The 26,296-nt window shown below is 47.7% G+C and carries 20 protein-coding genes and 1 tRNA gene; 6 read left to right on the top strand and 15 right to left on the bottom strand.

Annotation, left to right across the window (positions count from 1 at the left end; genetic code table 11):
- Window positions 1-188: 188 nt before the first annotated feature.
- On the bottom strand, window positions 189-2,537 hold the full coding sequence (locus C510_RS0109320; protein ID WP_018711075.1) for a family 20 glycosylhydrolase: 2,349 nt from the start codon (window positions 2,535-2,537) through the stop codon (window positions 189-191).
- 234 nt (window positions 2,538-2,771) lie between these two features.
- Entirely contained in the window at window positions 2,772-3,146 is a 375-nt protein-coding gene (locus C510_RS0109315) for a winged helix-turn-helix transcriptional regulator (RefSeq protein ID WP_018711074.1), read from the bottom strand.
- 236 nt (window positions 3,147-3,382) lie between these two features.
- Between C510_RS0109315 and C510_RS0109310 the strand changes: the two genes are divergently transcribed.
- On the top strand, window positions 3,383-3,832 hold the full coding sequence (locus C510_RS0109310) for a cupin domain-containing protein (RefSeq protein ID WP_018711073.1): 450 nt from the start codon (window positions 3,383-3,385) through the stop codon (window positions 3,830-3,832).
- Between the two features lie 123 nt (window positions 3,833-3,955).
- On the opposite strand, the gene C510_RS0109305 is transcribed toward C510_RS0109310, so the two are convergent.
- Together C510_RS0109305 and C510_RS0109300 are read right to left on the bottom strand one after the other, a co-directional pair.
- Window positions 3,956-7,375: an AAA family ATPase gene (locus C510_RS0109305; RefSeq protein ID WP_018711072.1), complete on the bottom strand. Its 3,420-nt coding sequence runs from the start codon at window positions 7,373-7,375 to the stop codon at window positions 3,956-3,958.
- Window positions 7,376-7,397: 22 nt separating this feature from the next.
- On the bottom strand, window positions 7,398-8,612 hold the full coding sequence (locus tag C510_RS0109300; RefSeq protein WP_018711071.1) for an exonuclease SbcCD subunit D: 1,215 nt from the start codon (window positions 8,610-8,612) through the stop codon (window positions 7,398-7,400).
- A 90-nt stretch (window positions 8,613-8,702) separates the two neighbouring features.
- Here C510_RS0109300 and C510_RS0109295 point away from each other — a divergent pair, with 90 nt between their 5' ends.
- The 4 genes from C510_RS0109295 to cbiB are packed head-to-tail and all read left to right on the top strand — an operon-like array spanning window position 8,703 to window position 13,495.
- Window positions 8,703-10,028 (top strand): cobyrinic acid a,c-diamide synthase CobB, encoded by a 1,326-nt coding sequence (locus tag C510_RS0109295; RefSeq protein ID WP_018711070.1) that lies wholly within the window; start codon window positions 8,703-8,705, stop codon window positions 10,026-10,028.
- A gap of 8 nt (window positions 10,029-10,036) precedes the next feature.
- Complete coding sequence (locus C510_RS0109290) at window positions 10,037-11,554, top strand: cobyric acid synthase (protein ID WP_018711069.1); 1,518 nt, start codon at window positions 10,037-10,039, stop codon at window positions 11,552-11,554.
- Window positions 11,547-12,560: a threonine-phosphate decarboxylase gene (locus tag C510_RS0109285; RefSeq protein ID WP_018711068.1), complete on the top strand. Its 1,014-nt coding sequence runs from the start codon at window positions 11,547-11,549 to the stop codon at window positions 12,558-12,560. The genes C510_RS0109290 and C510_RS0109285 overlap by 8 nt, the downstream gene beginning before the upstream one ends.
- Window positions 12,542-13,495: an adenosylcobinamide-phosphate synthase CbiB gene (gene cbiB, locus C510_RS0109280; RefSeq protein WP_018711067.1), complete on the top strand. Its 954-nt coding sequence runs from the start codon at window positions 12,542-12,544 to the stop codon at window positions 13,493-13,495. Before C510_RS0109285 ends, cbiB begins: the two co-directional genes overlap by 19 nt.
- Before the next feature lie 12 nt (window positions 13,496-13,507).
- Here the strand turns inward: cbiB and C510_RS0109275 are convergent, their stop codons facing one another.
- The 4 genes from C510_RS0109275 to C510_RS0109260 are packed head-to-tail and all read right to left on the bottom strand — an operon-like array spanning window position 13,508 to window position 18,081.
- Window positions 13,508-15,928, bottom strand: coding sequence for a TonB-dependent receptor (locus C510_RS0109275; protein ID WP_018711066.1), 2,421 nt, complete (start codon window positions 15,926-15,928; stop codon window positions 13,508-13,510).
- Window positions 15,921-16,886, bottom strand: a complete 966-nt coding sequence (locus tag C510_RS0109270; RefSeq protein ID WP_018711065.1) for a FecR family protein — start codon at window positions 16,884-16,886, stop codon at window positions 15,921-15,923. The genes C510_RS0109275 and C510_RS0109270 overlap by 8 nt, the downstream gene beginning before the upstream one ends.
- Window positions 16,883-17,446: an RNA polymerase sigma-70 factor gene (locus C510_RS0109265; RefSeq protein WP_018711064.1), complete on the bottom strand. Its 564-nt coding sequence runs from the start codon at window positions 17,444-17,446 to the stop codon at window positions 16,883-16,885. The genes C510_RS0109270 and C510_RS0109265 overlap by 4 nt, the downstream gene beginning before the upstream one ends.
- 29 nt (window positions 17,447-17,475) lie before the next feature.
- A complete protein-coding gene (locus C510_RS0109260) occupies window positions 17,476-18,081 on the bottom strand; it encodes a hypothetical protein (RefSeq protein WP_025892277.1) in 606 nt (201 codons plus the stop codon).
- Window positions 18,082-18,285: 204 nt separating this feature from the next.
- On the opposite strand from C510_RS0109260, the gene C510_RS0109255 reads away from it, so the two are divergent.
- Window positions 18,286-18,358: transfer RNA gene (locus C510_RS0109255), tRNA-Gly, on the top strand.
- Window positions 18,359-18,409: 51 nt separating this feature from the next.
- Here the strand turns inward: C510_RS0109255 and C510_RS0109250 are convergent.
- The 7 genes from C510_RS0109250 to C510_RS0109215 form a co-directional block, all read right to left on the bottom strand.
- The gene (locus C510_RS0109250; RefSeq protein ID WP_162160981.1) at window positions 18,410-19,540 is read right to left on the bottom strand and encodes an acyloxyacyl hydrolase; all 1,131 of its coding nucleotides are present in this window, start codon (window positions 19,538-19,540) and stop codon (window positions 18,410-18,412) included.
- 260 nt (window positions 19,541-19,800) lie between these two features.
- Window positions 19,801-21,000, bottom strand: a complete 1,200-nt coding sequence (gene hydF, locus C510_RS0109245; protein ID WP_018711061.1) for a [FeFe] hydrogenase H-cluster maturation GTPase HydF — start codon at window positions 20,998-21,000, stop codon at window positions 19,801-19,803.
- Between the two features lie 11 nt (window positions 21,001-21,011).
- Window positions 21,012-22,430 carry a [FeFe] hydrogenase H-cluster radical SAM maturase HydG gene (gene hydG, locus C510_RS0109240; protein ID WP_018711060.1) on the bottom strand — a complete coding sequence of 473 codons (1,419 nt, stop codon included), beginning with the start codon at window positions 22,428-22,430 and terminating at the stop codon, window positions 21,012-21,014.
- Between the two features lie 29 nt (window positions 22,431-22,459).
- Window positions 22,460-23,512 carry a [FeFe] hydrogenase H-cluster radical SAM maturase HydE gene (gene hydE / locus C510_RS0109235; RefSeq protein ID WP_018711059.1) on the bottom strand — a complete coding sequence of 351 codons (1,053 nt, stop codon included), beginning with the start codon at window positions 23,510-23,512 and terminating at the stop codon, window positions 22,460-22,462.
- A gap of 11 nt (window positions 23,513-23,523) precedes the next feature.
- Complete coding sequence (locus C510_RS0109230; RefSeq protein WP_022340195.1) at window positions 23,524-25,011, bottom strand: 4Fe-4S dicluster domain-containing protein; 1,488 nt, start codon at window positions 25,009-25,011, stop codon at window positions 23,524-23,526.
- 236 nt (window positions 25,012-25,247) lie between these two features.
- Entirely contained in the window at window positions 25,248-25,757 is a 510-nt protein-coding gene (cobU, locus tag C510_RS0109220) for a bifunctional adenosylcobinamide kinase/adenosylcobinamide-phosphate guanylyltransferase (protein WP_018711056.1), read from the bottom strand.
- A complete protein-coding gene (locus tag C510_RS0109215; protein WP_018711055.1) occupies window positions 25,757-26,293 on the bottom strand; it encodes an FHA domain-containing protein in 537 nt (178 codons plus the stop codon). Before C510_RS0109215 ends, cobU begins: the two co-directional genes overlap by 1 nt.
- Between the last annotated feature and the right edge of the window lie 3 nt (window positions 26,294-26,296).

The following is a 26,296-nucleotide window of genomic DNA, read 5'->3' as shown; positions in this document are numbered from 1 at the left end:
GAAAAGTGCGTGTAGAGGCAAATGAGGAACCCGGTTTTTCAGATCCGGGTATTCCGGTAGTTCCATTTATCGGGCTGGAAGCTGCTAGGGAACAGGGGACTGTAAACGAAAAAAGAGCCACGAAAGGCAGGAGCCTGCATGGCCCCTGTTTCCGTGACTCTAAAATGTTATGATGGATACACAAAAAATCAATGACAGAGCATCTTGCCGTCTATCTTCGTGAATTTCTCGGCATCACTCTTGCGGATGTTGATACTTCCGTCGTTCCAGTTGGAAGGCCAGCCGCCGATGATGTGTCCCAGGAAGACAGCCTTGATTTCGTGCAGACCTTTTGCCAGGGCTACCGAGTTGTCGTTGCGGGAGAAGCGTTTCACCTCGTTGGCGTTATTGATGAGCAGTTTGCCGTCAATCCAGACTTCTTCCAAATCGGAAGAGAAGTAGTAGACACCGTCTTCCGGAATATTCACGTAACCGGTCGCTACCGCCGCATACTGGTTGACACCACGCATGGATTCGTCGGTCTTCACGTAGGAAGTCAGTTCACGGGTTTCGCTGATGACCTTGGTTTCCTTCACCGGAGCCATGGCATCCTTCAGAAGGCGGGTATTCAGGTAATATCCGTCAGTAACCTGCATGTTTAATCCCGGAGTGGTTTGTGCCACCTGCTTGGCCGGAGCCAGTTCCTGTTTGTCTACCAGGATGGTGCGTGTACGGCTCAACTTACCGGAAGGAAGCAGGGTAGCAATCTTCAGGGTAGTCGTCTTGTCGAACTGAATCGGACCGGTATACACGGTTGATTGTGCGGTCGGTTCAGTTCCGTCGAGGGTATAGACCATCGTTTCCGGACGGCTGGTCGTAAAGGTCAGCGATACATTGTCAGTAAAGGCTACCGTGTTGCAGGAACCGTTCGGCTGTTCCGGTTGCGGAATGTGATAGTTGACGTTATGGCCGTCCAGACGAACGTATGCGTTGTTGATACGGCGTTCGAAATCCTTGTAGTTCTTGTTCTTCACCTGAGTCCAGGCAATTTCAGACAAGGCCAGGGCACGTGGGAAGGTACGGTATTCGCGCAGGGCAGTATTATAAAGGTATTCGCTCCATACATTGGCCTGTACACCCTTGATGTAGTGGTCTTTCTTCATGGCTACCAGCGTATCCGGAGTCGGGTTGTAGCTGTAGGTTTTCTCCAACGTAGTATATCCGCCGATAGAAACCGGTTCCACTTTGCTGTCACCCTGGAAGTGGTCGAGGTACATACCGTTTCCACCCGGAGTCATGATTACGTCGTGATCCATGGATGCAGCGGCGATACCGCCTTCTTCACCCCGCCAGGACATGACCGTTGCACTCGGTGCCAGTCCGCCTTCCAGAATCTCGTCCCAACCGATCATCTTCTTGCCGAATTTCTCCACTACCTTTTCCATACGTTGTACGAAATAGCTCTGGAGTCTTTCTTCGGCGCTATGACCGTCTTCTGCCTGCAGGCCTTCGTCCTGAATACGTTTCTGACAAAGCGGACAATTCTTCCAGCTGGTCTTCGGACATTCGTCACCACCGATGTGGAAGTATTCGCCCGGGAACAGAGGAACCACTTCGCTGATGACGTCTTCCAGGAACTTGAACGGTTCTTCCTTACCGGCACACATTACGATGTCTTCCACTCCCCAGATGATACGCGGAGTGATGGGTTGTCCCTGGCAGGAAAGTTCCGGATAAGCCGAGATGGCAGCCAGTTCGTGACCCGGAAGTTCGATTTCAGGAACGATGGTAATGAAGCGGTCGGCAGCATATTTTACGATGTCCTTCACTTCCTCCTGGGTATAATATCCTTTGTGTTCGGTTCCTTCACCGTCGATACGGGTGGAACCTACTTCGGTCAGTTTCGGGTATTTCTTGATTTCGATGCGCCATCCCTGGTCGTCTGTCAGGTGCCAGTGCATGCGGTTCAGCTTGAAGAGTGCCATTACGTCCAGCTGTTTCTTGACATCTTCTACCGGCATGAAGTGACGGCAAGCGTCAATCATCAGTCCGCGGTAACCGAAACGCGGTTCGTCCTTGATATTGACGGCCTGTGCCTGCCAGTTGATGCCTTTTACCTTGACCGGACTTTCGATTTCGGCCGGAAGCAGCTGCATCAGACTCTGCATACCATAGAACAAGCCCTGGGCGGTCTTACCTTTGATGGTGACGCCTTTGGGGGTTACGCTCAAGGTATATCCTTCGTCGTTTGTCTTCAGTTTGGAATCAATCACCAGTTTGATGTCCCCTTTGTCGGCAACCTGGATGTTGTAGCCGGTAGCTGTCCGCATCTTGGCGGCAAAGAATTCGGCGATGGTCTTTGCTTCCGGTGCGGTTGCTCCGAAAGTAGTCTGGTCTGTCAGTTGGAAGAAACCTTTGTTTTGTGTCAAACTCTGTGGCATGGGGATGATGTTGATGCCTTCGTTGTAGGACTTGACATCTCCCGCCTGTGCATATCCGGCAGTAGCCATGAATGAAAAGGCGATTCCGGCGCACAGTGTCGTAAAGATATTTCTCATGATGTGATAAATTTAAAGTGTTTTCATTATTTTGCCCAAAAGTATGAAAAATTTTTCAAAATAGCCGAATGATTCTGAAAAAAGCAGGGGAAATGTTGTAAAAAAACAGTATATTCTGTATCTATTTTCTCCTTAATAAAAAACGAACTCACGTTTTGTTGGTTACGTGAGTTCGTTTTATGAAAATTGTCCGTTTGTTTGAGGTGAAACGAACGTTTGTTTTTTGGGGGGAATTCATACTGTCTTTAAGTCGAACTTTTCCCGATTAGACATGATTCTTTTCATATTTTTCTGTGCCCATTCGGTGAGCTGGATGATGTGTGGAATGAGTGAAAGCCCTATGTCCGTAAGCCGGTATTCTACTTTGGGCGGAACTACAGGATATGCTTTTCTGGAGATCAGTCCGTCGGCTTCCAGTGTACGGAGCGTTCCGGACAATACACGGGATGAAACATCCGGTATCTCCCTGCATAGTTCGTTGAACCGGATTACTTCGTGTTCATGGATGATGAGCAGGACGAGAAAGGCCCATTTATTTCCGAACCGGGCAATGACATTACGTATGGGGCAAAACTCTATGATGGAATTCTTTTCTTCTTTTTTCTGCATATTCGGATGTTGATTTTCTAGTGAGGATTATCTGTCAGAACTTTGTTTGCAAAGCTACCATTTTTCTTCCATTCGGACGCTATTCTGTTGTAATAATTTTTTTCTTATTTTTTATGTGATTAATGGCCTGATTTCCTGCAAAAGAGAGAAAAAGGTTAGTAGGTGATATAAATGTAACTTCTTGACAGATAGCGTTCTGATGGTTAATTTTGCAGAAACATTAAATCTTTAAAAGAATGAAACAAATAGAGAAAATCGTAGAGGCAAAGAACTGTAGTGCCGTCAACGTAGGAAAATTGAGTGAACTGGGTGAATATGTATTGGCGCTGGGACCGGATGTCAGGATTCCGGGAAAAGTATTCGGCGGTGCGGCTGTAAAGGCTACCGGGGCAGAGTTTTCTTTCCAGTCTTTTGCGCCTGGAACCGAAACGGGTTTTCTGCATACACATAAAAGCCACGAGGAACTTTATTTCTTTTTGTCCGGAAAAGGTGAGTTTCAGGTCGATGGACAGGTATTCCCGGTTTCTGAGGGCAGTGTGGTACGTGTGGCTCCCGAAGGTCTGCGTTCGGTACGCAATCATGGAATAGAACCGTTGGTGATGCTTTGTGTGCAATATGCGGGAGGAACTTTTACCGCAGACGATGCGACAGACGGCGTAATATCCGATGCGGCGGTGAAATGGTAGTATATTGGGGGCACAGGATTAGCATATGTCTGTGCTTGTTTAACAGTGATTCTACATAAGACACAAAGGTTTCCGGTAATTGTATATTTATGCCGGAAACCTTTGCCTGTATGTATAGGTTATTCATAATGCCCGTATCACCCGTATTTCACTCCGCGAATTGTCGATGCGGTTCACCTGAATCTGGGTCTTGATGCGTTCACGCAACCCTTCCACATGGCTGATGATACCTACTTTCTTTCCGCCCAGCTGATGCAACCGCTCCAAGGTATCCATGACGGTATTGAGGTAGTCCTCACTCAACGTTCCGAAGCCTTCATCGATGAAAAGCATATCGGTAGAAAGGCGGTGCTGGTTGAGGGAGGAGAGACCCAGTGCCAGCGACAGGGATACCAGGAAACTTTCGCCACCGGACAAGGTAGAGGTAGGCCGGGCACTGCCACCCTGGTAATAGTCACGCAACAGGATGGTGAGTGAACCTGCCTGACAGGCCAACTCGTAACGGTCGGTCAGTCTGCGCAGGTAGGTGTTGGCGCCGTTCAGCAGTTCTTTCAGTACAAAGCTTTGGGCGATGTTCCGGAACTTGGTGCCTTTGGCGTCGCCGAAGTGGAAACTCAGCCGTTCCCATTGGCGGTAGATTCTCTGGAGACGGTCGGCCAGTGCCTGTTCGTCCTTCAGGCGGATGCGGTTCTGGGCATCGGTAGCCAGGCGGTTTTCCAGTTGGCCGATTTCCTGATAGATGGCCGTAGACTGACTATCCAGTGCCTGTTGCTTATCGGTCAGTGTCCCGATACTTTCTTCGGCTTCTAAAGCCGGCTTATTCGCCTGATGCCGTTCCAGTTGTCCGGTAGTCTGTCGGAATGCGGCTTCGAGAGACACAGCCTTTTCACGTGCTTGTTGCTGACCGTTACGAAGCTGTTCCACTTGATAGGTGGTATAGGTCGCCAGTTCCTGGATGTATTCGCGGGTAAAATCCGGGTGTTTCTCCAGAAACTGAAGTAAGATTGTTTCTTGTTGACGGACTGATTCACGGAGCCCATCCTGTACCGTTCTCAGGCTCTGGCAATCAGAAGCAAACCGGAACCAGGCTTCATGAAGGTCGGATAGCTGCTGGGGAACAACCGGAGGGATATCTTTCCAGTTTGGGAAGGCTTTTTGTATCGATTCTCGGAACGGTTCCAGGCTCCGTTCCAACTGCGCTCCGTTGTCTACCTCTTTCTGTAGCCGGACGATGTTCTCCTGTATTTGCCGGTAGTCATCGCTTGCCTGCTGAAGGCGTTTCATCAGGGCTTCAGCATTCATTTCCCATTGTTTCTCCCAGTCGTTCCATAACATGCCGGAGCGTAGCTTCTCCAGGGCATCGCCGATGATTTGTTCCTGGCTTTTCAGGAAAGAACGTACAGCCTCTTCTTTTATCCTGCACTCGTTCAACCGGGTTTCTATCGTCTTCAGCTTTCGGTTGGCGTTGTCCAGTTGTTTCTGTATCTTGTCTTTTTCCTGCTGCTGGTTTTTCAGCTCCTGTTCCGCTCGATGGATGTCCTGCAATTTTTGTTGGATGCTGTCTCGCTCCTGGTCGAGTGCCTCGGAATGTTTTTTCAAGAAGTCAAGTTCCTGAACGGTCAGTTGGGTAAAGGAATATGCCGTACACAACTGGAGAGTCAGCCGAAGCTGTTCCTGATACCTGCTTCGGGTTTGCTCTACAACGGCCGATTTCTGGTCGTATAGTTTCTGGTATGAACGGAGGTTGGCATCGTTCTCGTGCACAGCTTTTTCGGCCAGTTCGCAAGCCTGCTTTTTCTGTTGCCAATTGTCGTATACCGGTTTGAGGGATGATTGGAAGGTTTGGTCGGAAGGTAGTACCTTAATCTCTTGTCCACAAACCGGGCAATGGTCACCGGGATGAAGTCGGCTTCGTGCTTCGCGTGCCCAATCTTCTACGGCTTCCTTTTGGCGGTTGTATAGTGTTTCGGCTTCTTCCTTCTGTTCCAAAGAACGCTGATAAGTCTGTAGCAGTTCCGGTTGGCGGTTGGCGTACGCATCCCGTTGTTTGCGGATGTCGGAAAGAGCCTCTTGTTCTTCGGTTTCCTTTTTCTTCTGTTCCAACAGGAGACTTAAAGCGTTGAAGGCCTTGGTACAGGTATCCCGTTGCTGCTCGTTCTGTTGTTGGGCGGTTTGTGTTTCGGAGGGGTGCAGGGCATCCAAGGTTGCTTGTCGGATTGTTACCTCTTGCTCTTTCAGGGATAGCAGTTCCTGCTGTTCCTTGACAAATTTGTTCCCCTTCTCGAACGTTTCCGCCTGTTGCCGTTTCTCTTGCTCGATGAATGCCAGTTCGGATGTCTTTTCCTGCCGGTTTCGGCGGGCATTCGTTGCCGCCTGCAATTGTGCCAACAATCCTTGACTGGCTTCATACATCGGTACAAACGGAGCTTCCAGTCGCAATTTTTCCTCCAATTGATGCAACTGGTTCTGAAGGTCCTGGCAGTGCATTGCCAGCCATGCGTCGCCGGAAGCCAATATTTGTCTTTGTTTCAGCAGAAGAACTTCCTGCTTTTCGGAATTCTGTTGCTGATTACGCAATGTCTCCAGCTGACGGATGCATTCCCTGGCTTCGGTACCGGTATTCCAGGCCGCGATGAAACGGTCGGTGGCCAAAAAGGTATCGGAAGAAAGAATCTCCTGCTGCTGTTTCCAGTCTGCTTCCTGATGTACGAGCGTTTGCCGTAATTCGGCTTCTTTCTTCAGCCAGTCTATCTTCCGGCGGATGCTTTCCTGTTGTTGCTTATAGGCAGCGGCGGTTGCCTGTTGCTGGCTGATACGGCTTTTCAGTGTCTCTTCCTCTTCGGGAGTCAATAGCTGGATGCCCGCCAGTTTTTGCATCTGTAGCTCGTATTGTTGCTTCTTTTCTTGTGTCAGGGTGTAAATTTTCTCTCCCAGTGTGGAATAGATTTCTGTACCTGTGAGCTTTTCCAGAATTTCGGATTTTTCTTTGGCCTGACTTTGCAGGAATTTGGTGAAATCTCCTTGGGCCAGTAAGGTTGTTCGGCAGAACTGTTCGAAAGATAGGCCGATAGCAGCGGCTTGTTCGGCCGTGATTTCTCCTTTCTGTGTGTAGGTCGTCTGTGTCTGGTGGTTGTCCCAAGTCCATTTGACGCTTTGGATGGTCGTGTTAGCTTTTTTACGGGCGCAGCTTACGTACCAACGGGCGGTGTAAGGAATTTCGTTGGTGCCGATAAAATCAAGCTCCACCCAGGCCTCGCCCGTATTGCGGCGCATCAGCTGGCGCTTGTCATTGATGGCTACACTGTCTTTGCTTTTGGAGAAAATATGGTTGGTGTCCCGGTAATTTTCGTTGGCCGACTGATACATGCGGGGGGTATCGTTATAGAGTGCCAGGCAGATGGCATCAAGGATGGTGGTCTTTCCTGCACCGGTTTCTCCGCAGATGAGAAAGATGGATTCTCCGGACAATGGCTCCTGTTCGAAGTCAATGGTAGCTTCTTCGATGGAGGTCAGGTTATGGATGGTAAGTTTCTGTAGTTTCATGGAATAAGGGATAGGTTCATGGTTACTGTTGTTCCTCGCGTACGGTATCGATGACCGTTTTCAGCAGGTGGCGGAGTTCCTCGTCCAGCGGTTCTCCGGTAGCCTCTTCGAAATAACGGTCGGCTATCTCCAGCGGCGATTGTTCTTTCAGCTCCTGAATGTTGAGAGAGGTCGCCGTTGCAGAAGAAGCGGAGGTTTCCCGTTGGGTACGGATGTAGCAGAAGCGGCAGGCTTTGTCCCTGACTGCCTGCGAGGCCTGTTCGTTACAATCCGGACTCAGGTAATCTTTCAATAACACGTTCAGTCGGATATATGCCGGATTGTCTGCCGGAAATGTCTGTAGCTCTTTCAGGGCCGTTTCGAAAGGAGCCGGTTCTTTGGGGAGCGTCACTAAGGGGAAAGGGTTATCTATCGGGATAATCTCCAGCTTGGGGGTGTCGCCGTGGCGGGATAGTTCTACACAGGTCATCGAATGAGGATAGGTCTCATCGAAATTGACCGGCAGGGGAGAACCACTGTAGCGGGCGTACTGTTTAGTGTTCCGGAGTGTCTGTGGGCAATGGATATGCCCCAAGGCCAAGTAATCATATCCTTCGCCCAAGGTCTCGATTGGCAGATAGTCCATACCTCCTATGCCGTCGTCGTGTCCGGTTATATCGGAACCTGCTACCGCCAGATGAGCCATCAATATCACCGGGACACCGGTCGTATTCCGCTTTGCGGTTTCTTCCAGTAAAGTATGGAAGAAATCCGCTTGCCTTTCATCCCGAGGAATGTCAGGATGTAAAGCCGGGAAGTTCTGCGGATAACAATGAGGCACGGCAATCACATAGCCGGTCAGCTTTCCGGATTCATCGGCCAAAGGGATGATGTGTTTTTCCCATAACACCTGGTTGTCTTTCCGATCGATGCTTCCGATGACATGCACCCGGAAATGTTTCCATAGATTGCTGTCTATTTCCAGTCGGGAACTGCTGTCGTGATTGCCGGCTGTCACTATGATCTGCATGGTGGGGCAGGCATCATGAATGGCCAGTATGGCATCGGTATACATGCGCTGGGTGCTGGCAGAAGGAGAAGAATAATGATAGACATCGCCGCTGATGAGCAATGCGTCCGGTCGGTGAGTACGTACAGCTTCGGTAAGTTGTTTCAGGAAAGCCTGTTGCTCGGCTGTACGGTCAAAATTATAGAGACTATGGCCTAAGTGCCAGTCGCTGGTATGTAGAAGTTTCATAAGAGAAAACTGGTTTAACGGGGATTTGATTCTTGCAAAGATAAAATTTTTATCCCTATCTTTGCATCCGTTCATGAAAAATTGACTTGAATGAAACCACAGATACTGGTAGGTGCTGCCACCTCAGGCAGCGGAAAGACGACATTTACCATGGGACTTCTCCGGGCTCTGAAGAAACGTGGGCTGAAGGTTCAGCCTTTCAAATGCGGACCGGATTATATTGACACGCAGTTCCATGCCGTTGCAGCCGACCGGGACTCCATCAACCTGGATTCCTGGATGGCCAGCCGTACACATATCCAGCATATCTATAACCTGTATGCCGAAAAAGCGGATGTCTGTGTAACGGAAGGTGTGATGGGGCTGTTCGACGGTTACAATCGGATGCAGGGAAGTACGGCGGAAATCGCTCAGATATTGCAGGTCCCTGTTATCCTGGTGGTGAATGCACGTTCGTCCGCCTATTCAGTAGCTCCTTTGCTCTACGGTTACAAACATTTTCGTCCGTCGGTCAAGATTGCCGGGGTCGTTTTCAATCAGGTGTCGTCTGCCGCGCATTTCGGTTACCTGAAAGACGCCTGTAAGGATGCCGGACTGGAATGTCTGGGGTATCTGCCCCAAACCGAAGGATTGCGTATGCCTTCCCGGCATTTGGGACTGACCTTAACCGCCAAACGTCAGATGGATGAGGTCATCGAACGGACTTCGCTATTGGTAGAGCAATATGTAGACATCGATAAGCTGTTAAGCTTGTGTACCCGTATCTTCCCTTGTCAATATACCCTCCCATATACCTCGGAAGTCGGTGTGGAAAGCATGCACCGACCTTCTGCCAAACTACGTATAGCCGTCGCCCGCGACGCAGCTTTCAATTTTACATACCGGGAGAATCTGGACCGTTTGTCCGAATTGGGTAAGATTACTTATTTCAGTCCCGTATATGGCAGTGACTTGCCGGAAGCTGATTTGGTGTATCTGCCCGGTGGCTATCCGGAACTTTTTGCCCGCCAGTTGCATCGGCGGAAACGGATGATGGAACAGTTGCGGGAATATGCCGAAGCCGGCGGTAAGCTGTTGGCTGAATGTGGAGGGATGATGTTCCTCTCCCGTTCATTGACGGTACGCCAGGGAGGTACTGCCTACGAAATGGCCGGGATATTCCCCATTGATTGTACCATGGTGGATGCCAAGCTACATTTGGGTTACCGCCAGACGGTTTATCAGGGACTTTCGTTGAAAGGTCATGAATTCCATTATTCTTCAGTGGTGTGCCCCGACGTAATTCCTTCTGTAGCCCGGCTACGGAATGCGAAAGGTAATGAAGTGAATACACCCTTGTACCGTTATCGGAACGTGATAGCCGGATATACCCATTGGTACTGGGGAGAAACCGATATTCTGAAACTTTGGGAATAAACAATAGTATGAAACAAGACATTCATTCAGCAGACAGTGACCGGAAGCAGCCTTTGCATCCGCTGATGCTTGCCGGCACGGGTAGTGACGTAGGGAAAAGTGTCCTGGCTACCGCTTTGTGCCGTATATTCTTACAGGACGGTTATCATCCGGCTCCTTTCAAGGCACAGAATATGGCCTTGAATTCGTATGCTACTCCCGAAGGACTGGAAATCGGTCGGGCACAGGCCGTACAGGCCGAAGCGGCAGGAATTCCTTGTCATACGGACATGAATCCGCTGCTACTGAAACCGAATTCGGACCATACTTCTCAGGTCGTTCTGAACGGAAAACCTATTGGCGACCGGGATGCGTATGATTATTTCCGGAAGGAAGGACGTGAAGTGTTGCGGCAGGAGGTACATGCGGCTTTCGACCGCTTGGAGGCGCGTTATAATCCGATTGTGATGGAAGGGGCGGGCAGTATCTCGGAAATCAATCTGAGGGAAACAGACTTGGTAAATATGCCGATGGCCCGTTATGCCGATGCTGACGTCATTCTGGTGGCTGACATTGACCGTGGAGGTGTGTTTGCCAGTGCTTACGGTTCCATCGCTTTGCAGCTTCCCGAAGATCGGAAACGAATCAAGGGAATTATCGTCAATAAATTCCGGGGAGATTTGCGGTTGTTCCAATCCGGTGTCCGGATGTTGGAATCTGTCTGTCAGGTACCGGTCTTGGGAGTTATTCCGTATTTCAAGGATATCCATATTGAAGAGGAAGATTCCGTTGCCTTGTCTCAGAAACGTCGGGAGGCAATGGAAGGAAAGATCAATGTGGCGGTAGTACTGTTGCGGCACTTGTCGAATTTTACAGACTTCAATATGTTGGAACGGGACGAACGGGTGAATCTGTTCTATACGAACAACAAGGCTGAGCTGCAGAAGGCCCATATCATTCTGTTGCCGGGTAGCAAGAGTACATTGGCCGACTTGTATGAGCTCCGACGGAATGAGGTAGCCGAGGCTATCTTACAGGCTCGTCGTAACGGAGCTACCGTCATGGGCATCTGTGGCGGATATCAGATGATGGGGCAGGAGGTACTCGACCCGGAAGGTGTGGAAGGAGGAATCCGTAAGCTGCCAGGATTGGGATTGTTGCCTGTATCTACAATGATGGAAAGAAATAAGGTCACCCGTCAGGTACGGTTTACTTTCGAAGGAGATGAAACCTGTCAAGGGTATGAGATTCACATGGGAAGGTCTGTGCGAGTAGGTGAGTCTCCGGCTCATCCGGTAGCCTTTCTTGAGGACGGAACCCGGGAAGGGTGTCTGGTAGACCGGAAATGTCTGGGAACTTATCTGCATGGAATTCTGGACAATCCGACGGTTATAGACTGGTTGCTGGAACCTTATACCAAGATGCCGTCCGGACAACTGATGGATTATGCCGCCTATAAGGAGGAACAGTATAACAAACTGGCAGAACACGTGCGTGCTCATGTGAATCTGCCGTTACTTTATCAGATATTGCAAGGAAATGATTAAAGGACACGGAGACGATATTTATGCTTATCCGCACATTTCGGCTAATTTCAGTTCGAATGTGTTCGGAGGCCTCAGCCATGAAGGGCTGAAGGAATACTTGATGGAAAAAATGGACTGCATCCGGAATTATCCGGAACCGGAGGCCTTTTCTCTGGAACAGGAATTGGCGGACAGGTATCAGACGGATGTGGAAGGGATTTGTGTAACTTCCGGAGCAACGGAAGCCATCTATCTGATTGCTCAGGCTTATCGGGAGAGCTGTTCGGCCATTCTGATGCCTACATTCAGTGAATATGCAGATGCCTGCAGGTTACATGCGCACGAAATTGTTCCTTTCTATACACTGGATAATCTTCCTTCCGGGGTACGGATGGTCTGGTTATGCAATCCGAACAATCCTACGGGAGAAATCCGTGAGGTGATGCATTTGCGTAAGTTAGTAAAGGACCATCCTCAGTGTCTGTTCATCATCGACCAGTCGTACGAGGCCTTTACGGAACAGGAGGTACTGGAAGTGACAGAAAGTCTGGAATCCTCCAACCTGTTGCTGATACATTCTTTGACCAAACGTTTTGCTGTTCCAGGACTCCGTATCGGGTATATCACCGGAAATCCTTTGCTTATACGTCACCTTCGTACGTTCCGGATGCCATGGTCCGTCAATGCGCTGGCGGTGGAAGCCGGACGTTATCTGTTACGGAATGCCCATCGCTTCCCGTTGCACTTGCATCAGTTGTTGGAAGAAAGGGAGCGTGTAGCTACGTCGTTGGTCGAAATGGGAGGACTGGAGGTATGGCCATCGGATACCCATTTCATGCTTGTCCGTATCCGAAACGGACGGGCGGCGGCTTTAAAGGCATTCTTGGTGGAACAATACGGGTTGCTGATTCGGGATGCTTCGAACTTTGAGGGGTTGGATGACAGCTATTTCCGGGTGGCTGTGCAGACACCGGAGGAAAACGATCGGTTGATAGAAGGAATTCGTACATGGATATACAGTTACTGATCGTTGTGTGGGTCCTTCCACTGCTGATAGGGAGCTTGCTGGACAAATGGCTGGGTGATCCGGTGTGGCTGCCGCATCCGGTAGTCGGTTTCGGAAAGCTGATTTCTTTTTTCGAACATCGCTGGAACAAGGGGAGACACCGTCGGTTGAAAGGGGCTATAGCATCCGTTTCCTTAGTGATCGGAACTTTTGCAATTGTCCTAGGTGTGGTTGTCGCAGCTTATCGGATATCTCCCTGGTTGTACTTGATTCTAGCCTCTGTCGGAGTCTTCTATTGCCTGGCCGGAAAGACACTTATCTGCGAGGTCCGAGACGTGTTTCGGGCGGCCGACCGTTCTTTGGAGGAGGGACGGAAGCAGGTTAGCCGCATTGTCGGTCGGGATACTGCCCAACTGACGGATCAGGAGGTACGTACTGCCGCACTGGAGACCTTGGCCGAGAATCTGAGCGATGGAGTTATAGCTCCGTTATGCTGGTATCTGATAGGTGGCCTTCCGGGTATGATGGCTTACAAGATGATCAATACCCTCGATTCAATGATTGGTTACCGGAACGAACGGTATCGCTTGTTTGGAACTTGGGCTGCCCGCATGGATGACGTGGCCAATTACCTGCCAGCCCGGCTGACGGCTCTCCTGATGGTATTGGCTTCCGGTCGGCTTGCACTCATCGGTTTTGTCTGCCGGTATGGAAAAGAATATGCCAGTCCCAACTCGGGTTATCCGGAGGCAGCTTTAGCCGGTATTCTCGATTGCCGTTTCGGTGGACCACATAATTATTTCGGTGAACTGGTCTACAAACCTTTCATCGGTATCACTCATCGGGAACTGACAAGCGCTGATATGATACGGGCTATCCGGATAAACCGAATCGCTGAATGGGAGATGATTGTGTTTATGCTGCTAGTGTTTGTCCTGTTGGCATTCTGCCGTTAATCTCTTCTGCCATCAGAATTTGAAGCTGATACTTCCATACGGCAGGCATCCGTTCCCCCAGCTGACCGAGTAGAAGTTCAGCAAGTCCTCTTCGGTCGGATTTCCAATCACATTGTACAGTCCACATCGGAAGAGTAGCAGACTTTTCTGGAATTCTCGTCTATAGCTGTAGCCGATGTCTACTCGGTAGTTTAGTGGCCTGCGTAGCTTCCGGAAATTGGAGGCATCTACCGGCTCCCAATCATCCATGTCTATGATTTTACCGGAATGGACAAGTCCACCTACTGAAAAAGTGGAGCGTGTACCTAGCTTGTAAGAAACGGCTCCATTCCATTGGTGGGGAATATCGAATACGGAGGGCAGGTTCCCCCGCTCGCTGAACTCATCGAAACGTTCCAGACTCCGGGCATACGTATATGACATTTGAAGCATCCAATGCTTCCAATGGTGCTGAAAATAAAACTTAACCCCGTAACTGTTTCCGTTGCCTACCATGATGTATTGTTGCCATCCGGTTTCGGAGTAGAAGATGTCCGGGTGTAATGCAATCAGATTCTTTCGGGTTTTATAATAAGCCGATAGTTCCAATTGCCCGTTTTTCTGGTAATGCTTCCATCCTGCTTCGTAGTGGTCCGAAGAACGGGGCTTATAGCCATTGATACTGGGCATCCTGAAATCTGTCGGTAGGGCTACGCTACCGAAACGGAGATAATGATAGAACTGTTCCATCCTGGAAAAACTCAGATAGAGCAGGTCTGATTCTGTTGGCGCATACCGCAACGAGAACCGGGGTTGTATGCTATAATATGATTTTGATTTTTTAGGCAGATAACCGACAAAGTTTACCCCGACCTGTGCGGTCAAATCATTCGTCAGGCGCAAGTGGTTGTCATAAAATAAGGCAAACTGGTTGACCGGCTCATGACGTACCGATAATTGGTCCTCACCATCGGTTAGCTCATAATCATCGTATGTATATTTCCCTCCCCATCGGGCGCTATAAAGCGCATCTGCACTGTAACTGAACTCCGCAGAAACATTGGTGGAACTGATTCCGCTCTCTATGTAGCGGTCCTCGTCATAACCTAAAGCGGCAGCATGTACCCGGTTGCTGTGTGAGGTATGGTACGCAGCAGCTGTATAGCTTAATTTCCCTTTGAAGCCGGAGTACCGTAACTGATAGCTTTCGTTCCTCCATCGGAGGAGGGAGAAGCGGTTGTCGTTGTCATCCGGTATATGGTATTCGTCCCATGCTCCGTAGGCAAATGCCTCCAAGCTTTGAGTAGGAGTAATGGTATACGTCAGTTTGGCATTGTAATCGAAAGAGGAGTGGTTCATCCGGTTTTCCTCCGAAAGTAGTTCATCGAACAGGTCGAGCCAACTTCTCCGGACAGCTACCAGGTAGGATAGCTTTTGCTTGACAATCGGCCCTTCCAATACAACCGATGCCGAAGGCATATCCAGACTGATTGTGTGTACATGCTCTTGTTTGTTTCCTTCTTTAAGCCTTACTTCTGTAATGGATGAGAGTCTGCCTTCAAATCTGGCAGGAAAATATCCTTTATGGAGAATGATGCTTTTCACTGCGTCGCCATTGAAAATAGGGAAAAGATTGTTCAAGTGTCCGGGATGATAGATGGGAACTCCATCCAGCAACAGAAGGTTTTCATCATTACTCCCACCGTTTACCTGAAAATTATCGCCTGATGGCGTTCCGGTGACTCCCGGTAAAATCCATATCTGGGAGAACAGGTCATTCCCACTGAAAGACAGGAGGCTGGCCGGAGTCAGTTCGTCCAGTTCATCGCCCTGTTTATGCGATTTAACCGTTACTTCATCCAATTCAAAAAGTAATGGCTTGAGTTTTGGAAACAATCGACAGTCCCGACTTATATAGATGGATCGCTCATAAGGTTGGTAGCCCATGTAGCTGATACTCATTTTATAGTGCCCTTCGGGAATAAGAAAGCGGAAGATACCGTTTTCATCGGAAAGTGTATATTTTTTCCCGTCAGAATTGTTTTCTAACAGGATTGCAGCTCCGTATAACCGTTCGTCGCTTCCGGATTCGGACACTGTACCACTGAGGCAGAAAGTCTCGGGACGGACTACCTGTATCAGTAACTTGTCACTGGCAAGCGAGGTTGTCCGGATACGGTAACCTTTCAGTATTTCCTCTATCAGTTCTTCTATTGTCATTTCTTGGGAATGTTCTATCCGACAGACTTTATTCAGGTCTATCTGAGAGGGATTGTAGGAGAGTGTAAGACCTTTTTCTTTTTCAATCCATCGGAACCATTGAAGCACTGTAGCTGAAGAGGCATTCACATGAATGCGCTCTTCAGCTATTGAACTCTGTTGAGGCTTGATTTGTCCATATCCTCCTGATAACAGCATACAGAGTATCAAGAATATGTTTGTCCGTTTATTCATAATACAGCCTGTAGTATTTTCCTTTTTCTACAGTGTCGCATTTGCATCCGCAGATAAATGTCAGTTCTTTTAGAATGTTGTTGATATTGTCCAGTTTCAGACGGGTTGTTATGGCATCCTGTTCGAATCCTTTGTCCAGTTCGATACGGATACCGGTATGCTTTGTAATCTCTTGTACAGCTTTTGAAAGTGGAGTCCGTGTAAAGGTCAGTACCGTCGTATTTTCACCGAACAGTTCTTCTGCATTATCAATCTGTCCGGTTTTCATAATACCGTTGGTTACTTCTACCAGCTCATTGGCTGTTAATGTTGTCTCTTGTTGCTCGGTTGTTACACGTACCACTCCATGCTTGACAAAGACTCCCGCTTTATTCTGTTCCTGTGCATCAACCAGAAAAGAGGTACCCAGCACTTCGATTGAAAGGACAGGGACAGTTATTCTAAACGGTTTCTTGTCTTTCTTTACATGGAAAAAAGCTTTACCTTCCATTGTAACTTCTCGGGCATTCCCTGATTCGTAAGTAAGTCGGGTATTGGGGTAAAGAGTTACCTCAGTACTGTCAGGAAGCAGGAGATGCGTGATACCGTTTGTTGCATTGGCATAGTGTTGTAACGCATCCTTCGTATCAGTCTTCAAACTATATAAGATTCCGATTACCGCAATAAGTGCTATTGAAGCGGCAAAAGCCAGTCTCGTATAGTTCTTTTTCCAATTGATGGATAGAACTTTCCGTGGCTTTTCTTCAAGTTTCCCTTCAATTTTATTCCAAGCCTTTTCTGCGTTGAAATCGGGTAGGGAATCAGTTCCTAAAGGAGTATCCATCCACTTTTTCAACTGCTGATATTCATCTGCGTTTGAACGAATCCATGCTTCCAGTTCCGCCTGTTCATTTGCTGACAGGTTTTCATGGGAGAAATGTTTTGCCAACAGTCCGTTTATTTCTTCATTGTCTTTCATTTATGTATATAATTTTGGATGGTTGATATGAATAGGAAAAGGTAGGTTATCAGCATTGGATGGCAAGTCGCAGCATAAGCGCGTAGAAGTCTGATGGCTTTGCTCATCTGATTTTCTACTGTCTTTTCAGAAACAGCCAGTTGCTCGGCGATTTCCTTGTATTTCATGCCTTTCAGTTTAGCCAGCAGAAAGATATTCCGGCATTTGGGAGGCAGTGTAGCAAGGGCTGCCTGGAGTTTCTTTTCGGTAGAGGATTCGTCTTCGGGCTCATCATCCGAAAGGCTGCTTGCGACTCCTGGATTCTCCTCGATTGAGACAGTATCCTCCTGTCTTTTCCTCAGGAAATTGATGCAACGGTGTTTGACCGCAACAGTCATATATGCTGCAAATTCAGAATCAGTCAGTGAATCTTTGTCTTTGTCCCAAACGTGGATGAAAAGTTCCTGTACGATGTCTTCCGCATCATCAGAGTCCGATACATATCCGTAGGCTATGCGGCATAGCCTCGGATAATGTGTCAGAAACCGTGTCTTGAATCTCTCTTTTCTTTCTTTTTCCATAGCAATCCTTGCTGTCTGTCGTTGTCTAGTTAGAATTTCAGGCTTAAGCCGGCAGTAAGGAATCCTTTGCTCCCTAAACCAACTTCTACAAAACCACCGATTCGATCATTTCCCACACTGAAACCAATCGGATTCACCTGGTAAATGAAAGATGTTGTCAAATCGGATTTGCTGAGGTTTTTACGACCTGCCTCAGTCAGTGCATCTTCTGTGTGGCGTGACAGATTGATACCTGCACTGGCAGAGCCATACATTTCAAATAATTCTTTTCGGAGATACACGAACTCAGCAGTCGGCAATACCAGGAAGTTCAGATTCTTCTCTTTGATGGAAGGTGAACTTTCACCTGTCAAAGTCAGTTTGCTGCTACTGCGGGCAAATCCTAAATCGGCTCCGACTTTAAACCGGTTGAGTGAGTAACGGTATCCTAGTCCGTATAAGAGAGTACCTTTCTGGTCAGAACGTTTTCCACCGGTTATCGCATCGGATATTCCTGTTCCCAAGATATCTACTGTGCTTAAGGTTAAACCGTCGCTGACAGAAAATCGTATCTGGTTTCGGTTGTCTGTTTGTCCTTTAGCTAAATTGATACTTGCCAATACACACAAAGATAAAACGATTAATTTTAAATTCATAATTTTTCTGATTTAAAACATTAATAATTCAATTGTTTAGGTTGCCCATTTGGGCTGTTTCATCTCTATAACGTATTGGGTATGGAAACCCCCTATGCATTGTCTAAAAGAAAAAACAAAAGAAAAGATTGTGTTTCTGAAAAAAATAAATGGAAATGTTTGTCGGTTGACTAAAAATATCCTACATTTGTGCCACTTTCAGATGCGGTAATAGCTCAGTTGGTAGAGCATTGGCTTCCCAAGCCGAAGGTCACGGGTTCGAGCCCCGCTTACCGCTCAGGTATTTCAAGCGTTTCCTTCCTGAGGAGACGCTTTCTGTTTTTATAAGTTACCAGATTTTTTCTTTGCGTCCATTTCCCGTTTTTATCCTGAATCCTAGATTCAGTTCCATGTGTTCGGCTCTCAACAGGTGGGCCTTTACATGGTATCCTATGTAAATATTGCCATTTCGGGTCAGTGCATATTTGATTCCTAAGTTCTCATAATAAGGCTTTTCGAATTCTGATGCTACGCCTCCTCGTTCCCTGAGTAAATAATATGCCAGCCCCATGTACATGGTAAGACGTCTGTAATATACTTCGTGACGAGCTACAAGTGCTACGGAATGTTTGTTATAGGTTTGGTTCTGGTAGCCTAATTTCTCGTCTTCTTCCTGTAAGGCATCTGTATATGGATAATAAGTGTAATCCAATCCGATTCCGGAAGCGTAACGGCGGCTATACCTGTACATGGCAGTGGCATGGGCTGTAACTCCTGAATATATGCGATAATCCTTGGTATGATAATTGGGCGAGTCGGGGGAAGTATGATAGCTGTTTATCAGCCATTCACCCATGGAGCTGTTTACATCCCATCCTGCAGACAAATCCATAAAAAAATAAGAGTCGAAAGGTACCTTAAATACCATTTTCTTTGTTGGTTCAGTGGGCTGAAGATAATATTTGGCACCAAGAGAAATGCCTGTAGTATTGATACCTTTGTTCGGACGGTCTACGGCACCGTTTGAGAAATGCTTCAGTTCACCTCCTAGAACCAGTTCCCATTGTGGCGTGATTCGATACCGGGCATATAATCCGAAACCGAAATAGATGGATAACGGGCTGCCAATTAACTCGTTATCTTCGTTGGTGAAACCATCATAAGGTTTGGAGCACCAACCCAAACCATTTTCGAAGGTATAGTTGAAAGAGAATCTATCAGTGCGCAACAGGTCTCTACTGAATGAAGCATATGCTCCCATCATATATCCCGTGCCAGAAATATATGGAGTATTTTCTTTTTGAAGTTTGATGCGATGGTAGTCAGCAAAGAGTAGTCCCACAGAGAGGGAAGGAAAACCGAATAACTGGTCGTATTGACAGCTGTCGGTTGCTAAGGCCCGATGACTCATCTGTAAAGAGTAGACAGAAGAATGATGTGTTCGAATCAATTCCTGGGCATATTCATCGCATGGAATCATATATCCCCAACCTCCTTTAGCCTCTATTGACCACCGCTTTGTCCAATCCTGTTTTGCTGTTTGAGCATAGGCAAAAAAAGGTTGGACAAATAAAGTGGTTAGTAGGAGTATTTTCTCAATCGTCAGTTTTTCATCCCTGTTAATCATCCTGTGTCTTCATATTATTGGAAAAGGTTATTCTTAATCGCAAAGAAAAGAATTCAGTTTACTATTTCCAAGAGAAGCATAGGAAAATTAATGAAAACAGTATAGTAAGTTGTTTATTCGTAAATAGTAATCTTATCCAGGATTCCAGCCAGATAGGCAATGGTTACTCCATAATTGGTCATGGGAATGTGCTGCTCTTTAGCGCTGTTTACTCGATTCAGTACATATTTTCTGTTGAACATACAGGCACCGCAATGAATAATCAGGTCATATCCGCTTAAATCCTGTGGAAAATCAGTGCCGGATACAATATCGATTTGTAATCCGGAACCGATCCTGGTCCGTAGCAAGCGTGGAATCTTCACTCGCCCGATGTCTTCCTTAAGTGGAGCATGTGTGCATGCTTCTGCTATCAGCACTTTCGATGACTCTGTCAACTGTTCAATGGTATTTGCTCCTTGAATGAAATAGTCGATGTCTCCTTTGTAACGGGCGAAAAGAACTGAAAAGGAGGTCAGCTTGGTAGCTTCCGGTTTCTTCTCGTATACAGTCTTGAAGACCTGTGAATCTGTGATTATCAGTTGGGGAGGATTAGCCAATGCCCGTAAAGTTTCATCCAGCTTATCGGTAGTACAACTCATGACGATACACTTTCGGTCCAGCAGTTCACGGATGGTTTGCACTTGTGGAAGAATCAGACGTCCTTTGGGGGCCTGAATGTCTTGGGGCATAACCAGCATGATTATGTCACCGCTTTTTACCAATTTCCCTAAAATGCTGGTCTGTTGACTTTCATCCGGCATCTTGTCCTGAATGCTCTGACGGATTGGCTCGATACCTTGTTTCAATCTGGCACTGACCAGCAAAGGAACTTGGCCGGTCTTCTGCTCGATTGCAAGCATTTCCGCTTCGGCGTTTTCCAGAATGTCGGATTTGTTCAGAATCCAGATGATTGGAATCTTCTTGTCCTTCAGCCGGTTGCTCCATTGGATTTCTTGCTCGATATTGCTATCCGTACATACAATCAGGGCGATGTCCGTTCGTTCTACTGCCCGTAGTGTTTGCTCGATACGCAGATTGCCCAGTTTCCCTTCATCGTCGAAACCGGCCGTGTCAATGAACACGCAGGGGCCTATTCCATGGAGTTCCATGGATTTATATACCGGATCGGTAGTTGTACCTGCTACAGAGGATACTACCGCGACTTCCTGGTTGGTCAATGCATTCAGCAGGGCGGATTTACCGCTGTTGCGTTTGCCGAAAAGCCCGATATGGAGCCTTTCGGAACGGGGGGTATCTTGTAAGCTACTCATATCTTTGGAGTTTAGAAACGGAAATCACGTTTTCCTTGCGCAATGGCAGTTAGATTTTCGAGGGCACGTCGACGGATGGCCGGATTGGGGATTTTTTCCATCTGTTCACGTATCATGCGGACACCCAGTTCACGGGTTTCGGGAGAAGCATAATCTTCCAGATATTCCTGCAATGTCATTAAGGCATTCGGAGCACAGCAGTTGGCTATCTGGCCCGTTTTTACAAGTGACATGAAGCGGTCTCCGGTGCGTCCCTCACGGTAACAAGCCGTACAGAAACTCGGGATATAGCCTAACTTCAACAACCAGGCTACTATTTCGTCCAGAGTACGAGTATCGCTTACATCGAATTGAGCGGAATTTTCTTCCGGTATCTCTGGAGTAGCATATCCGCCTACGCTGGTCTTTGAACCTCCGCTTATCTGTGAAACACCCAGCTCCAATACTTTCTCACGGGAAGCCTGGGATTCACGGGTAGAAATGATCATGCCCGTATAAGGGACTGCAATGCGGATTACAGCTACAATCTTTTGGAAGATTTCATCAGAGATGGCGTTCTGGAAATCGTGAGCGTCAATATCGTCAGCTGAACAGATACGGGGGACGCTGATGGTATGCGGACCCACTCCATAAGTTGCTTCCAAGTGTTCGGCATGCATCAGTAATCCGACGAAATCGTACCGGTAAGTGTTCAGACCGAACAATACACCGATGCCTACATCGTCAATTCCTCCCTGCATGGCACGGTCCATAGCTTCTGTATGATAGGCATAGTTGCTTTTCGGGCCTCTGGGATGGAGCTTTTCGTAATTCTCCTTGTGATAAGTTTCCTGGAACAAGATATAAGTACCGATACCCGCTTCATGCAGACGTCTGTAATTCTCTACGGTTGTAGCCGCAATATTGACGTTTACACGGCGGATGGCACCGTTTTTATGCTTGATGCTATAGATGGTCTGAATAGACTTTAAAATGTATTCGATAGGATTTCGTATCGGGTCTTCACCCGCTTCCAGCGCTAACCGTTTGTGTCCCATGTCCTGCAGGGCAATCACTTCCTGACGGATTTCTTCCTGCGACAGCTTCTTACGTGCAATGGTCTTGTTCTTTGCATGATACGGACAATAGACACAGCCGTTGACGCAATAATTGGACAGATAGAGAGGGGCAAACATGACAATGCGGTTTCCGTAGAATTTCTGTTTGATTTCCCGGGCAAGGGTGAAAATCTCTTCCAGAAGTTCCGGATCATCGCATTCCAGCAATACAGCGGCGTCACGATGGTTCAGTCCTTTGCATGCACGTGCCTTTTCTATCAGCGAACGGATGAGTTCACGATTGTTCTTGTTTGATGCTGCATATTCCAGCGTTTCTGTAATTTCTTCGTGGCTGATGAATTCTTCAGCTTGGGTGGAATCTATCTTGTACATAATACGATATACTGAATGTAAGTTTGTTTTTATAGGGGGTCGGATGTTCCCGGATAATCACCTCTACTTTTATCTATGATATATCCGATGGCTTTCATCCGTTCTTCCAGTAGTTTAAGTCCTTCGGCTGCTTCGGCACCCATGGAGGCCTTGTTGTCATACAAAGCATATTTATGCCGTTGCTGGGAAGGCGACAGGTTGGGCATGACAACATTTGCTCCCGACAGGATTCCGAGTTCACGGCCGTCTGGAACCAATGTGGCGAGTGCCGTAGTTGAAGGAATCAAGGCTTTGGGGTGCATCAACCGAAAAATAGCCAACAAAAGCAAGGTCTGTTTCAGGCTGCCTGTCGGTCGGTCTGCAAACGGAGTGTCGTGGTGGGGGAGGAAGGGACCTATCCCAATCATTTGAGGACGGAAATCACCGATAAACAGAATATCTTCTATCAGATGGTCTATGGTTTGTCCGGGAGACCCTACCATGATGCCCGTTCCCGTCTGGAAACCGATATCTTTCAAGTCATTCAGGCAACGGAGCCTGTTGGACAGGGACATTTTCTCCGGATGCAACATCCGATAATGCTGTTCGTTATGAGTTTCGTGACGAAGCAGATACCGGTTGGCTCCGGCTTCGTAAAAACGACGGTAGGTAGCTGTATCTTTCTCTCCGAGAGAAAGCGTAATCGCTACGTCCGGATAATGTTGCCGGATGGTGGTGATGATATCAATCATCTGTTCGTCGTGCGAACGGCTGTCTTCTCCTCCTTGCATGACGAAGGTGCGGAAACCTAACGCATATCCCTCCCTGCAGCAAGCCAGTATATCTTCTTTGTCGAGCCGATAACGTTCAATGGCCCGGTTACTGCAACGGATACCACAATAGTAGCAGTCATTCCGGCAACAGTTGCCGATTTCTATCAGCCCCCGGATATAGATGCTGTTACCGAAGTGCGTCTGTGCTACTTCGCAAGCTTTCTGTCGGATAAGTGACAGATGTTCATCATCACAGCAGGTTAGGAGTGTACGCAATTTATCGGGAGGCAGTGTCTGCTCCCGATAAAGGCGTTCTATCAAATCTCTCATGAGAGAATTATTTATTCTTCTTTGTACATTTCGTCACTGTTTTCGTACTTCAAGGTACGTTTCAACAGGTCTTGGTTCAACTGACGTTTTCCATTCAACGGATCATTGTAGGCGCTCGGTCCGGTTACGCAACCTCCTTCACAAGCCATCATTTCGATGAATTGTGCGTCTACCTTTCCGGTCTTGGCATAAGCGCGCAGCACACCGATGTTCTTCTTGTTGAAATCAGAGAACTGGAGCATCTTGATGCCGTCGGCTTTCGGGCCCAAGTATGCCTTGACCGCACCTGCTACACCACCGGCTTGTGCAAACCCATGTGCCTCGCACACAGATTCATAGCTTACCTTGTACGGATTTGTCTGCTCGAGTTCGATACCTAATCCCTGGAAGATCGGGTGAAGTTCTTCGAAGGTCATAACGTAGTCTACACATTCATCACGGTCGGCTTCCTTACGTTTGGCAATACACGGGCCGATGAAAACTACTTTCGCATTCGGATATTTCTCCTTGGCGATGCGGGCTGCGTAGTACATGGGCGATCCGGTAGATGAAACGTATTTCTTCATGTCAGGAATATGTTTGTTCACCAGTTCGATGTACGACGGACAGCAGGACGTTGTCATGAATTTCTGTCCTTCTGCCAGCTTCTCCAACAATTCTTTTCCTTCGTTGCTAGTGGTATGCATAGCTCCTTCGGCTACTTCAATCACATCCTTGAAACCGATCTGTTTCAGGGCACCGTAAACCTGGTCGATAGTGGCCTTGAACTGACCGAGGATAGAGGGAGCCGGAATGGCCACCACTTCTTCTCCGCGGCGGATAGCCTCCAGCACGTCGAATACCTGCGAGATTTCGAAAATGGCTCCAAACGGACATGCGTTCAGACATTTACCACAGTAAATACATTTGCTTTCATCGATGTGTTCGACGTTGTGTTCGGTCTTGCTGATAGCTTTCACCGGACAGGCTTCTTCACATGGAACCGGAATGTATACGATGGCGTGATACGGACAACTTTTATGGCAGAGACCACAGCTGATACAAGTATCATGGTCTATGTGTGCCTGGCCGGTTTTCTTATCGAAATGTACGGCGCCTTTCGGGCAATTCATGTAGCAGCTTCTGGCTACACAACCCCGGCACAAGTTACTTACTTCGTAATTTACCTGTACACAAGAAGAACATGCCTCATCAATTACGCACAGGATGTTCTGTTTGATTTTTCCTCGACGCTCCACTGCCTTACGGGCATATTCAGATAGGGGAGTCAGTTCGTCTGTCTCGTCATCCATGTCCCATCCCAACAGAGGAAGCAGTTTGTATTTGGTTACTGCACGTTCCTTGTGGATACAGCAACGTCCTACCGGTTGCGAACGGCGGGGGCTGAATTCCAATGGAATGCGGTCAATTTTTTCAATTAGTTGGTTTTCTTTCCAGAGAGCTACGAGATTTGCTAGCAGCTTGTGCCGGACAATCATTACGTTGTTAGTAAAAGCCATACTTGATCTGGTTTAATGTTAGTTATCCTTGTTGTTAGTCTGCATGTCCTTTCTGCACATGATGCAGAACACACTTAAATTCGTTACAAAATTAAAATAAAATATGGAAAATTCCAAATGGAGAGCCTGTTGCCATCCGGACAATTCATCCTTTCCGAGGAAGATTCTTTGTATAACCGGAACAGGCAGGGAAAAAAGAAGGAGTACTTCCATCGGTACTCCTTGGCTTTTTGGTATCATTTGATTTTGACAGGAATACCCGAAACCATCCAATAGACTTCCTTTGCTTTGGAGGCAATATACTGGTTCGCCCATCCCAATAAATCCGTAAATTTCCGTTGGATTCCGTTTTCGGATACTCCGCCGGCACCGATTTCATTGGTGACAAAGATAAAGGTTGCTTCTTGGGCCGTGAATGCATCGAATTCATGTTTAAGCGCTTGTAGGCTCCGTTCCACATCCGACTGGAAATCAAAAAAGAAATTGGTGGCCCATAAGGTTACACAGTCTATCAGGATGACCCGTCCCGGCAACTGGAGCTGGCTTAATTGCCGTTCTTTTTCCAGGTTGGTCCACTCCGGACCTCGTCTTTTCTGATGGATGCGAACCCGTTCGCGGAATTCGTCGTCCCAGATATGGGCGGTAGCTACATAGACCGGTTGAGGAGAAAGCTTCAATGCCATTTGCTCGGCATACGTACTTTTTCCGGAGCGTTGTCCGCCTGTAATCAGAATGATTCTGCCCATTATTCTTCCGAAGTTTCCGCTGTACGTAGAATCAGTGTCGTCGCTCCCAATGTAAAGATGTCTCCTTCTTCCAACCGCACCTGGTCTTTCGGTCCCAGAATTTCATTCATCAAGAAAGTACCGGTTATGCTGTCATTGTCCCGAAGCGTATATATAATCTTACCCTGTTTGTTGCGTTTCACGTTCAGAATGCAATGACGGCGGTCCATACTCGGGTCGTTTGTCTCAATCGCGATATCTACATCGGTTCCCTTGCTGCGACGTCCTATCAGGTTGTCTCCTTCATGCAGGGGGAATACCTGTTTGAAACCGAATACGTTTTCTATCACTACGATATTCCCGAACTTCCGGGTCCCTTCTGTCTCATCGATGATTTCGGATTTTTGGTTGGCTGCGTTCAGCTTTGATTTCCCGATGCGGATACCGAACTGCTTGTGGCAATTATCACAAAGGAAGACCAGCGATTGGCCTTCCTCGTATCTTGTCTCGTCAAACTGGATGTAGTTGTCACACTTGGGGCATCTAACTCGTTTCATGAT

This window comes from Phocaeicola barnesiae DSM 18169 = JCM 13652, assembly GCF_000374585.1.
Classification (GTDB): Bacteria; Bacteroidota; Bacteroidia; order Bacteroidales; family Bacteroidaceae; genus Phocaeicola; species Phocaeicola barnesiae.
This window is presented reverse-complemented; position numbering and strand designations above follow the sequence as displayed.

What these genes read in the sequence shown, in the direction of transcription:
- C510_RS0109295 (WP_018711070.1), top strand. Translation starts at nt 8,703, where the DNA reads ATGAAACCACAGATACTGGTAGGTGCTGCCACCTCAGGCAGCGGAAAG.
- cbiB (WP_018711067.1), top strand. Translation starts at nt 12,542, where the DNA reads ATGGATATACAGTTACTGATCGTTGTGTGGGTCCTTCCACTGCTGATA.
- C510_RS0109305 (WP_018711072.1), bottom strand. Translation starts at nt 7,375, where the DNA reads ATGAAACTACAGAAACTTACCATCCATAACCTGACCTCCATCGAAGAA.
- hydG (WP_018711060.1), bottom strand. Translation starts at nt 22,430, where the DNA reads ATGTACAAGATAGATTCCACCCAAGCTGAAGAATTCATCAGCCACGAA.
- hydE (WP_018711059.1), bottom strand. Translation starts at nt 23,512, where the DNA reads ATGAGAGATTTGATAGAACGCCTTTATCGGGAGCAGACACTGCCTCCC.
- C510_RS0109260 (WP_025892277.1), bottom strand. Translation starts at nt 18,081, where the DNA reads ATGAATTTAAAATTAATCGTTTTATCTTTGTGTGTATTGGCAAGTATC.
- C510_RS0109300 (WP_018711071.1), bottom strand. Translation starts at nt 8,612, where the DNA reads ATGAAACTTCTACATACCAGCGACTGGCACTTAGGCCATAGTCTCTAT.
- C510_RS0109215 (WP_018711055.1), bottom strand. Translation starts at nt 26,293, where the DNA reads ATGAAACGAGTTAGATGCCCCAAGTGTGACAACTACATCCAGTTTGAC.
- C510_RS0109230 (WP_022340195.1), bottom strand. Translation starts at nt 25,011, where the DNA reads ATGGCTTTTACTAACAACGTAATGATTGTCCGGCACAAGCTGCTAGCA.
- C510_RS0109265 (WP_018711064.1), bottom strand. Translation starts at nt 17,446, where the DNA reads ATGGAAAAAGAAAGAAAAGAGAGATTCAAGACACGGTTTCTGACACAT.
- C510_RS0109270 (WP_018711065.1), bottom strand. Translation starts at nt 16,886, where the DNA reads ATGAAAGACAATGAAGAAATAAACGGACTGTTGGCAAAACATTTCTCC.
- C510_RS0109250 (WP_162160981.1), bottom strand. Translation starts at nt 19,540, where the DNA reads ATGATTCCATGCGATGAATATGCCCAGGAATTGATTCGAACACATCAT.
- C510_RS0109310 (WP_018711073.1), top strand. Translation starts at nt 3,383, where the DNA reads ATGAAACAAATAGAGAAAATCGTAGAGGCAAAGAACTGTAGTGCCGTC.
- C510_RS0109285 (WP_018711068.1), top strand. Translation starts at nt 11,547, where the DNA reads ATGATTAAAGGACACGGAGACGATATTTATGCTTATCCGCACATTTCG.
- C510_RS0109275 (WP_018711066.1), bottom strand. Translation starts at nt 15,928, where the DNA reads ATGAATAAACGGACAAACATATTCTTGATACTCTGTATGCTGTTATCA.
- cobU (WP_018711056.1), bottom strand. Translation starts at nt 25,757, where the DNA reads ATGGGCAGAATCATTCTGATTACAGGCGGACAACGCTCCGGAAAAAGT.
- hydF (WP_018711061.1), bottom strand. Translation starts at nt 21,000, where the DNA reads ATGAGTAGCTTACAAGATACCCCCCGTTCCGAAAGGCTCCATATCGGG.
- C510_RS0109290 (WP_018711069.1), top strand. Translation starts at nt 10,037, where the DNA reads ATGAAACAAGACATTCATTCAGCAGACAGTGACCGGAAGCAGCCTTTG.
- C510_RS0109320 (WP_018711075.1), bottom strand. Translation starts at nt 2,537, where the DNA reads ATGAGAAATATCTTTACGACACTGTGCGCCGGAATCGCCTTTTCATTC.
- C510_RS0109315 (WP_018711074.1), bottom strand. Translation starts at nt 3,146, where the DNA reads ATGCAGAAAAAAGAAGAAAAGAATTCCATCATAGAGTTTTGCCCCATA.